The organism is Trichocoleus sp. FACHB-90 (assembly GCF_014695505.1).
GTDB classification, from domain to species: domain Bacteria; phylum Cyanobacteriota; class Cyanobacteriia; order Cyanobacteriales; family FACHB-T130; genus Funiculus; species Funiculus sociatus.
The window spans coordinates 1-9284 of record NZ_JACJOK010000084.1 but is presented as its reverse complement, the minus strand read 5'-3'; the positions used below and the strand labels follow the sequence as shown (position 1 = coordinate 9284).

The 9284-nt window shown below is 43.6% G+C and carries 12 protein-coding genes; 7 read left to right on the top strand and 5 right to left on the bottom strand.

What is annotated here, in order from left to right; all coding sequences use genetic code 11:
- On the top strand, nt 1–185 hold a 185-nt coding region (locus H6F74_RS29715; RefSeq protein ID WP_206756351.1), incomplete at its 5' end, for a hypothetical protein.
- 69 nt (nt 186–254) lie between these two features.
- Here H6F74_RS29715 and H6F74_RS30730 read toward each other — a convergent pair.
- Together H6F74_RS30730 and H6F74_RS24940 are read right to left on the bottom strand one after the other, a co-directional pair.
- Nucleotides 255–386, bottom strand: coding sequence for a hypothetical protein (locus H6F74_RS30730; RefSeq protein WP_277875866.1), 132 nt, complete (start codon nt 384–386; stop codon nt 255–257).
- A gap of 132 nt (nt 387–518) precedes the next feature.
- The gene (locus H6F74_RS24940) at nt 519–1823 is read right to left on the bottom strand and encodes a nucleotide disphospho-sugar-binding domain-containing protein (RefSeq protein WP_190444834.1); all 1305 of its coding nucleotides are present in this window, start codon (nt 1821–1823) and stop codon (nt 519–521) included.
- A 134-nt stretch (nt 1824–1957) separates the two neighbouring features.
- Between H6F74_RS24940 and H6F74_RS24935 the strand changes: the two genes are divergently transcribed.
- Nucleotides 1958–2605: a TetR/AcrR family transcriptional regulator gene (locus tag H6F74_RS24935; RefSeq protein ID WP_190444833.1), complete on the top strand. Its 648-nt coding sequence runs from the start codon at nt 1958–1960 to the stop codon at nt 2603–2605.
- 303 nt (nt 2606–2908) lie between these two features.
- Nucleotides 2909–3052 (top strand): hypothetical protein, encoded by a 144-nt coding sequence (locus H6F74_RS24930; protein ID WP_190444832.1) that lies wholly within the window; start codon nt 2909–2911, stop codon nt 3050–3052.
- A 30-nt stretch (nt 3053–3082) separates the two neighbouring features.
- Here the strand turns inward: H6F74_RS24930 and H6F74_RS24925 are convergent, their stop codons facing one another.
- Entirely contained in the window at nt 3083–3637 is a 555-nt protein-coding gene (locus H6F74_RS24925; protein WP_190444831.1) for a site-specific integrase, read from the bottom strand.
- Nucleotides 3638–3871: 234 nt separating this feature from the next.
- Here H6F74_RS24925 and H6F74_RS24920 point away from each other — a divergent pair, with 234 nt between their 5' ends.
- The 3 genes from H6F74_RS24920 (at nt 3872) to H6F74_RS24910 (ending at nt 5823) form a co-directional block, all read left to right on the top strand.
- Nucleotides 3872–4090, top strand: a complete 219-nt coding sequence (locus tag H6F74_RS24920; protein ID WP_190444830.1) for a hypothetical protein — start codon at nt 3872–3874, stop codon at nt 4088–4090.
- A gap of 278 nt (nt 4091–4368) precedes the next feature.
- The gene (locus tag H6F74_RS24915; protein ID WP_190444829.1) at nt 4369–5157 is read left to right on the top strand and encodes a PEP-CTERM sorting domain-containing protein; all 789 of its coding nucleotides are present in this window, start codon (nt 4369–4371) and stop codon (nt 5155–5157) included.
- Nucleotides 5158–5529: 372 nt separating this feature from the next.
- On the top strand, nt 5530–5823 hold the full coding sequence (locus tag H6F74_RS24910) for a hypothetical protein (RefSeq protein ID WP_190444828.1): 294 nt from the start codon (nt 5530–5532) through the stop codon (nt 5821–5823).
- A 5-nt stretch (nt 5824–5828) separates the two neighbouring features.
- Here the strand turns inward: H6F74_RS24910 and H6F74_RS24905 are convergent, their stop codons facing one another.
- Complete coding sequence (locus H6F74_RS24905; RefSeq protein WP_190444827.1) at nt 5829–6386, bottom strand: CPBP family glutamic-type intramembrane protease; 558 nt, start codon at nt 6384–6386, stop codon at nt 5829–5831.
- A 360-nt stretch (nt 6387–6746) separates the two neighbouring features.
- Here H6F74_RS24905 and H6F74_RS24900 point away from each other — a divergent pair, with 360 nt between their 5' ends.
- Nucleotides 6747–7295 (top strand): hypothetical protein, encoded by a 549-nt coding sequence (locus H6F74_RS24900; RefSeq protein WP_190444826.1) that lies wholly within the window; start codon nt 6747–6749, stop codon nt 7293–7295.
- A 34-nt stretch (nt 7296–7329) separates the two neighbouring features.
- Here the strand turns inward: H6F74_RS24900 and H6F74_RS24895 are convergent, their stop codons facing one another.
- Nucleotides 7330–8622, bottom strand: coding sequence for an ATP-binding domain-containing protein (locus H6F74_RS24895; protein WP_190444825.1), 1293 nt, complete (start codon nt 8620–8622; stop codon nt 7330–7332).
- Between the last annotated feature and the right edge of the window lie 662 nt (nt 8623–9284).

Sequence of the window (9284 nt, the reverse complement as noted above, 5' to 3'; positions counted from 1 at the left end):
CTGCAACGGGAATATCCAGATACGCTTGGTTGTTAAACTCGGAGCGTCAGGCTCCACTGACAACGAGAACTGTGGGAGATATTGTGGCGAAGGCAGCAATTGAAGCAGGGTTGGGTTACTCAGGAAGTTTGAGGGTATGTGGGACTGACAACGCCTTGGAGTGCCTAACTTGTGTGTTTAGTTAGGCACTCCAAGGCGTTGGGGAAAGTGCTTGAATTTGTCTTATAAACGGTCGTTTGTGCAACGCCAGAGCGTCAGATAGACAGAGCCGTTCCCAAACAAGCCAACAGCATAATCACTACTGTACTTGGAAAATTAATCCCACCAATCACTACGGTTGCCAGGGTTGAGATTCGCTCGATAAACCAGGCATCTGTAAAACTCACAACTATTTGCAAGCTGCAATCGAGAAAGAGTGGGAAGGCTAAACGCGCAATGCTTGGGTAATCAATACCTTGTCGTCCTTGGACTATTTATAATCTGGGCAGGCAGAAAGGATGTTGATTGAGAGATTGCCATTACTTGCTCAGCACAGGTTGCTTTGTGTTTGCTAGAGTTTCGAGTAATGATGCTGCAATCGCTGGAGAATCTAACGACCTGATCTCTTGCTGAAACCGTTGGGCATTCTGCCTATAGGTTGGAGTCGATAGGATTGTTTCCACCGCACTTTTAATTTCTGTGGGTGTTGGGGTGCTTGTTTTGAGATCAATTCCGGTTCCCGTCCATTGCACTCTGGCGCAAATCTCTGGTTTTTCCTCAGTTTGTCCGGCTGTGACCATCGGCACTCCGTTTGCCAAAGCAATCTGCACACCATTGAAGCCGCCATTTGTCACCATGACATCCACGTGAGGCAACAAACAGGCATGAGGAATAAACGGTTCAATCCGCAAATTCCGAGGTATTGCTTTGAGCTTAAGAGGGTCAAGCGGCTGTTCTCCAGTCGTCGCAACGATTAACACATCCTCATCTGCAAGGGCTTGAATCGTTGGCTCAATGAGATCACTTGCTTCCGTTGCAACTGTTCCTTGAGTAACGTGGACGACAGGCAGTTCACCCTGCAACTCCTGCCACCAAGCGGGCGGTACGAAGTCAGGGGGAGCCTGAGGCAGAAAAGTGCCAATAAAGTGAACCTGGGGCGGCAAGTCACTCCGTGGATATTCAAACGAAGGCGTTGTTCCTTGAAGGTAGAGGAAGGGTGAAAGTGCAGCCGTGAAAAAATCTTGCCCTTTGGGAGCTAAGCCAACACTAGACCGAACCTGATCTAAGTGAATACGGACATCCCGCATTAATACAGCACGAGAGAAGATGTTGAGTAGCTGATTCCGTAGCAGTCCGCTCATAGAAGGGTTCGGCTGCATTCCTAAGCCAAATGGAGCCGTATCGTGGCTCATAAAGGGTAAAGCAGACATCCCAAACGCTGCCCAGGGTAAACCTGTTTTTTCGTACAGCCAGGACATTCCCAGGAAGAACACATCACACAATAGAATCTCTGCTGGGAATTCATTGAGGATATCAGTGAGATCCTGTAATTGCGTCACTGCTGCATCAATAAAGCCGTGTTTGAGGTAGAACTTAAACTGCGCGACCCCTTTGAGCGCATCGCGCTGTTCAAGCCAACTTTTTGGAATTGTCTCAAATCGCGTTAAGTCAATCCCGCGTTGAATCGAAACGTGACGCGCACCCGTCGCTTCGACCTTTTCTTTGAATCCATGCCCGGTGTACCACCACACTTCATGCCCCTGCTCAATCAGTCGCCGCACGATTGGTAGAGCCGGATTGACGTGCCCTGTCGCTGCAATCGTGCCAATCAGAAATCGTGTCATCGGTTTATGAATTAAACGTTTATTTCATAAAGATGAAGGCTACCTCTTGCTTTTGTCAAGCGTTAATGGAACGTTTATTTCATAAACCGAGTAGGATCAAGGCAGACTCACATCAATAGACCACGTACTGGCGTATGGCGCGTAAAGCACAATCCCTAGAGCAGCCGAAGCGAGCGATTCGAGATGCCGAGGCAACTCAGCAGCAGATTCTCGATGCCGCCGAAATTGAGTTTGCTCAACACGGGCTACATGGCACAAGGGTTGACCCAATTGCAACTCGTGCAGGAGTCGCGCCTCGGATGATCTATTACTATTTCCAGAGTAAAGAAGGGCTATATCAAGCCGTATTGCAGCGTCCGGCTGCGTTTCTCCAATCTGTGTTTGAGCAACTGAACCTGAATGCACTGCCTGCCAATGAAGCGTTGAGATTACTGCTTCAAGCCACAATTGAGTACGAAACCACGAACCGAAATCGGGGAATGCTTTTGTTTCAGGAAGCAATTCAGAATCAGGGACGGTACTTTAAAGTCATTAATTGGCAGGAACCGATTGCACAACTGGTAGGCGTTCTAGAACGTGGAATGCAAACGGGTGTGTTTCGCCCGCTCGATGTTCACATGACGACGCTCAATATTATTGGCATTTGTACGTTCTATGCCAATGCTTATGACAACGTGAAGCATCTGACGCCAGATGAGGATTTACTGAGTCAGGAGATGATAGAGCGTTATACGGAAGCTGCAATTCAATTAGTGCTTAGTGGTGTCCAAACGGATACTTAGACACATACATTTCTTGCAGTGCGATCACACTGGCGGAAGATCCGGCTTTACATCATAGGTAACTTTCCCGATTGGCGATCGCATTTTTGGCAGCGATTCAAGAGTCCTGCTCGATCAAACCAGAACTTTCGATTGGAGTTGAGAGAGGATTTTCTTCCAATCGGGAATATGTGTGTTCCCAGATCGCGAGGAGGATCGCACTTAAAAGATTCCAGGGGTTTTTGGCTATTCGACTCAAAGTCCATATCCTAGAGAGCGACCCATAACGGCGGCACAGAGAGCCACCTCAACCACTTAATTGAGGTGGAAATCACAGCCACTGGAGAGCGGTCAGTAACTGTGGGTTCCAGAAGCAATCTCAAAAAATCTATTTACTACAATGAGCGCGTCCCCACCACAGCAGGATTAGGGATGATTTTTAGTAGCGCTGCCCTTGGTGCTATGTAGAAATGCGGTGGTGGGCGCGAGCTGGTAACTTTACCAACCAATCATCGATACTGCCTTACGCTTCTGCTCTGGAGACACTTCCAAGTAGCGCTGCAAAGTACCCAGGTCATTGTGTCCAGATATCTCCTGAATGTGTCGTAGCGGTATCCCTGCATTGTGCATTTGAGTCAGAGCAGTTCGCCTAAAGCTGTGGGTACTAACTCCCTCTACTCCAATCCGGCGACAAGCATCCTTCAAAATCTTATCAGCCATAAACCGACTCAAGTGTTCCTTTCCCCTGACTCCAGATGGAAACAACACCCCTGGCTTGAGAAGCTGGTACTCTGCCAGTATTGCCGCTAGTGCAGGTTGAATGTCCACAACGCGAGTTTTTAGTTTTCCCTTCGTGGTAGACTTCCTAAAAGTCAACGTTCCACTTTTTATGTCCGTAGTTTGGAGCGCCAGTGCTTCCGATACACGACATCCAGTAAAAAGACAGATGGCAAACAGAGCGCGATCGCGTGGTGAATTTAACCCATCGGTGAACAACCGCCTCAATTCATCTGCGGTGAGAACTTTCCCTTGCCCGTTGCCCCTAACCTTCATGCTGCTATAAGCTACTTAATACCTAGATTACACGAAAAGTGTATTTCGTTGAATAGATACATAAAAGTATTGCTATAGCGTTGATTTAAAGATTTCATCTTGCCGAATTCAACGGAGCTTATCAATCCCGCTCTATCCGCTTAACGACAGAATCAGGGTTTTGGGCGCAATCGATGATTTTTGCTTATGCCTGCGCTGTTATCACCGTCATCAAGTAAGATCGACTACCTTTGATTGGTAACTGATAGCAGAGTCGGCACAGATGGCAGAATCACCCATGTTTTGCGCGAGGGTTCCCGGTGGAGTGGCAGGAGAAAATTAGGGGCATTGCCGAAGCTTCTGACACAAAGGAAGCGGAAGTTGTGCGCGAGTGCGATCGGGCAATACTTGGGTGAAGTCGATGCCGCTACGGTGAAAGGAGTGATCTCTAGACTCGATACTTGTAACCGGTAAAACTTGCTTTCGCTTCTTCCTAGGCTTTGTTCAGCGCTGTTATTCGTGCTTTAGCGATGGGGCTACTCTTAACATCCATATGCCAGACCTTAGTGGCTGTCCTGTACGCGCTTTTGACTTGTTCTGAAGTGGCGTTAAGCGATACCTGCAAAATTTCCTACCATGCCCCTGTAATTAGATAAGCCGCCATCAGATTGCCCCTACTCACTCAGTCTAAGACCTTTACATCTTGTCTCTATTTTAGCAAAACTTGTGATGGAAATATTAGGGGATTGACCATGAAAACTAAAACAAAGCTAGCAACTTTTGTCTTGAGTACGGTTGCTATCTCTATGCAATTGTCAAGTTCCGTACAAGCACAAGTTATTAATTTTGAATCTTTACCTGATGGTTCACCTTCTACAGCTACCGGAGCACTACTTGCTCCTTACACCCTTTCAAATGGGACGACTGTCACTTTTGGATTTGATGTTAATAACGACTTAATTATTGATCACAATGCCATAATAGTGAGTCGTAAGGATAGTAATCTTCCGGGTTACACCAGTTCGGGTATTCCAAATATTGACAGAACTTTAAATAACGCAGGAGGTAATTTTTTATTACGCGCTCGGCGATCAACAGCTTTAGAAGGAGCGAATCTTAACGTATTTAAGGACACTTTAGCAACACCCGCTTCTTTCCTAGTCCAATATTCTGGGACACCTGTCAACAGTTTATCTGGAGAATTATGGGATGTCGATCATGGGGAAAGGTATTTAATTGAAGCACTTACAGGAGGGGGAACATTAATTAACTCTTTCCTAACGCCTGAAATACCTGCTGGGGCAGGAGCAGGTACTTTTGATGGTAAACCATTCAAATTCCTCTTTAGTGATTTATCTCAAAGTATTGGATTTCTACGCATATCAGGTTTTTCAAGAATTGCTGGTAGCGGATTTGCATTTGATAACTTTAATGCTACAGGAGCTAAAAAAGAAACTGTTCCTGAACCTGGTTCTTTATTAGGGCTATTGGCAATGGGAGCTTTTGGTTCAATTTCTATTTTTAAAAGATTAAATAACTAATCTTTTCAGAAATGTTCCTTAAGGGGTGACGAGCAAGCTGAAAGCTTAAGGAATGAAGCTTTTAACCCCTTAATCGACGAGAAGATATCAGCTTATTGACAGACTTATTGAGAATAAGCCTTTGGTATTGGAAACTATTCTTTCCGATATCGCAGAAGCAACGGTAGTCACTAAGTAGCTATCGGTGCGTATACGTTATATCGGAAAAATGGCTGTTTTCCCACCTACTACAGAATGGTGAATTGTTACTGTATCACTCAGTGGAAGTTTCCAAGTTCTTTTCACGATATCAGAAGTAAACCTACCGAAGCTGCAATGATGTGGAAGTAATCATGTTTCTAACAACTGTGGTGGTTTAAATTCCAGCAAAAATTGAAATTTTTCCCAGACTTAGTGGCGACGGCTGACTTGCTAGAGTACAAGTGCTATTTATCTCATTCGCTTAAACCCCAAAGTATTAATTGCCAGCTAACTACCATCAAGGTGTTTTTGAATTGGGCGATGTCCGCGGGGATGATTCCATCCGTTCCCAAAATCCCCAAAGTCGTTAAAGAAAATCGACGGGGAATTCGCTGGCTCAACCGCACAATCACGGGAGTTCTTGAACAGGGAGTTACCAACCTGCGTGCCATAAGAAGTCTTATTAGAGGAAGTACGGGTTGCTAGTAAAATTAACTACTTCTGAGCGTTTTTTTAGGATTAAGTTCTTGATATCCATTAAAAATAAATAGCCATGATACGACAATACTCCAGTGAATTATAACGGCTGTCCAAATAGAGCCAGATTGCAGGTAAGAAACTGTGCAGGCAGTTCCCAAGACGGACACCGAGACTAGAAAAACAGGTCTTGTAAATACTGGTAAAGCTCTTTTGTAAAATGTTAAACCATTGAGTGGATGGACAATGACGTAAGCGAATAAACTAAGCACCACCCAAATCAGATAAGTATTAATTGAAACATTTTCTGTTATGTGAGGAAGAGGAATCACTCGAAATATGAGTTCCTCAGCTACACCAGGAAAAAAGAAGCATACGACTGCGGCGCTGATCAGCTTATGAATTGGTAAATTTGGTTTGCTAATCTTGAGAAATCCACTTGGAAGTCCTAGGGTTAAGCAAACTATAGCAGTAATGAATACGAGCGACAGTGCTATCAACCAGCTTTCTATATTAGGAATAATTGAGAATGCAGAGGCGATTCTGAAAAGCAGTAAATCAAAAAACTTCATTGTCTAATAAAAAACACACATTTATACAACTTATATTATCTACTTCAAATGCCTCAAGGTGAAATCGAGAAACTGAGAGACAGCCTCTAAAAACGTCCCATTTTGCTAAAACACCACATGTCTACTGAATTGCTGGGAGAGAGGTGGGTAGCAGCGTCATAAAACTCATCAAAGAATCAATCTGTTAAAAGGGTCAGTGGCGTACCAAAAAACGACCGTTTAACAATACGTGGTTACAGATGATTGACGAGCGCTCTGAATTGAAACACTTCACAACTCAAACCGGAGTAAGACTGCACCAGCTTGTATCTCACCAAGGTGGCACTTATGTTGTTTTATGCCCAACCGGAGAGAACAAGCATGGGAAGTTCTGAAAAAGATTCCAGAAAATCGGGACGGCGATATACTTCATTTGAACTTCAGGGCGTTTCCGCACATATCCAACAATCATTCTGGACAACGATTCTAGGGACTGTTCTCATTGTCCGAGGGGGAATGTTTTTGCTTAATCCGCAACTGGCAACCTTGGAATGTAATCGCCTCCAGTCTTTGGGTATGTGTAAACTCGTGGTGTCTGGTTTACGAGGGGAAACCGTGACTCCCTTCCCACTCTCGCGCTTAGAGAAAGCAGACGTTCAGAGACATGGGAAATCAAGTCAGCTTGTCCTGCTAACATCTGACGGGAAACTCTACTTTCCAATTAATAACGGTTTTAGCTTTACAGATGACAAAGCCTCTGAGATTAATGTATTTATGCAAAATTCAGAAGCCAAGTCTCTAAAACTGGAGCAGGATAATCGTTGGTTCGTCTATCCGCTCGGAGCTAGTTTGATAGTGTTAGGAAGTTTTTCTCTGTGGCCTAACTTAAAAGAGCTGCTAAATCACTCTGCACGTCGATCTAAACTTTAATACTCTTTTTACTAAAGCTTTCTAAATGCAGAATTTATGCGGATTCGCCAGTATCTAGTAGAGGAGGCTGGAAGGGAAAATTTAAACTACCTTTACTTTCAATAACCTGGCGAATCTCCTCATACATGGAATACTTTCCAATTCCACTTAAGCTAACCCAGCCTCTCGCTCTGGTCATTGCCACAAATAGTTGGTTTCGCCAAATCAGGTTACTTTCATTTTTTGCTACATTATCTAATCCCACTACATAAACGATATTTGCTTCATTCCCTTTAGCACGGTGAATACCAGATACAGTAACACCCCCCTCATTCCAAAATTTGTTCGGATTGCCTGTTTTACCATCAGGAAAAGAATTATTGCTAGTAGTAGTTGGAATATAGAAGTTAATCCCATTAGCTACAAGAAATTCGGCTATCTGTTCTTGAAGCTGTAAAGAACCCAAGGCAATTACTAAAATATCTCTGCTTGGATTCAACCCTTCATCAAATAAATTGCATTTTATTCGGTTTGCTACCTGTTTCAACTCTTCCGTTCTTGAAGAATAAATATTGAATTCAAGTAGCTCTCCATCCCATTGCTGTTGTACAGGATTCGGTGAATTCTCCGAAGGTCTATATAGAGTAATTGTTGAACCCATTTTTCTAAAGTCCCCCTCTACTTCATATCCAATTCTTCGCCAGTCTTCTTTGGTTGTAAATCCCGTTAGCATTCCGCTAGGTCGTAATAACCCCATCCCGATCGCATGAGCAGCAGTAAGAATATTGCCTGGAGAGCGATAACAGCGTCGAATAACATAAGCCTTTCTGATACCACCTTCATATATTGCTCCGCCTGACCCTCCAATAATCCCGCTGAGCTTATTTCCTAAAACTTCACTACTCTTTGGAATTACCAAACTGTTAAGACTTTGGGCCTCATCGTAAGCCCAGATTAAACGTCGTTTTTCTGGTGTTGCAGAGTCAACAGGTCGTAAAGCTTGATATGCCATCCAATAAAAGGGTTGTTTGTCCTCAAATTTTAAAGCATCATCAACAATCAAATCTTGCCCTTCGTCAATCAAAATAGCATCGTAAATCTGGGGGCTATTTGATTTATTAAGTAATTCTGTACAGGCAAGAGCTAGCGCTTCATTAGGTAAACGGATTGGGAAATCATTAACATTCTGAGTTTTAATATTAGACGCTTTGCAGATAGAACTATACAGACCTGGCTGCTCCTTAGCTCCCCAAGCGTGTAATACTCGCAATTTAGAAGTTTTGGGGTCATAATACATTTCACCACCGCTAAAGTGGCGCAACCATTTATCCAGTAATTCAATAATCAACCCGTAAAGACTGCGGGTAAAAAATACTAAGGCAATATCCATTTCTGGATTCCGCCAGTGCATTCGAGCAGCTTTTTGGCATAACAAGATACTCTTTCCCGACCCTGCCATACCACGAATTCTTTGTGGCCCTGGAGGAACTTGCATCCCGATTTCGAGTTGCTGCCAATCAATATCACTAATCCAGTTTCGCAATTCGTCAATAACTTTAGCTCGTGGTGAGGGTGGGATAACAAGCGGAGATGGAATAGGTACTGGAGGTAAAACACCAAGCCCTTCTCTTAAAAGTAGTTTCCATTCTTTATCTTCTAGAGGAACGTCACCCTGTTGAATAATAGTTGCAGTATCTCGAATATAAGCAAATAAATTTATTTTTCCTAAATCATCTCTGAAAAGAATAGGAGGACAGGCATGGTGCTGTTCATTAAACCCTTTATTCCTTCATTCAGATTTAGTTATCGCTGGTAGAGCAACTATTACTCTTCCCGGTACTTTTTTATAAAGTTCTGCTTTTTCATTGCAATGAGCGAGTAACACATAAAGCTGTTTCGGCTCTACCGAACATGGTATGTAAAATAAACTGAAATTAGCTGGCAAAATGCCAAGTCAGAAAACTTCTTAATTTGAAATTGTTGAAGTTTCTAAACCCATAACCTCTTCGT

What these genes read in the sequence shown, in the direction of transcription:
- H6F74_RS24915 (WP_190444829.1), top strand. Translation starts at nt 4,369, where the DNA reads ATGAAAACTAAAACAAAGCTAGCAACTTTTGTCTTGAGTACGGTTGCT.
- H6F74_RS24900 (WP_190444826.1), top strand. Translation starts at nt 6,747, where the DNA reads ATGGGAAGTTCTGAAAAAGATTCCAGAAAATCGGGACGGCGATATACT.
- H6F74_RS24935 (WP_190444833.1), top strand. Translation starts at nt 1,958, where the DNA reads ATGGCGCGTAAAGCACAATCCCTAGAGCAGCCGAAGCGAGCGATTCGA.
- H6F74_RS24925 (WP_190444831.1), bottom strand. Translation starts at nt 3,637, where the DNA reads ATGAAGGTTAGGGGCAACGGGCAAGGGAAAGTTCTCACCGCAGATGAA.
- H6F74_RS24940 (WP_190444834.1), bottom strand. Translation starts at nt 1,823, where the DNA reads ATGACACGATTTCTGATTGGCACGATTGCAGCGACAGGGCACGTCAAT.
- H6F74_RS24905 (WP_190444827.1), bottom strand. Translation starts at nt 6,386, where the DNA reads ATGAAGTTTTTTGATTTACTGCTTTTCAGAATCGCCTCTGCATTCTCA.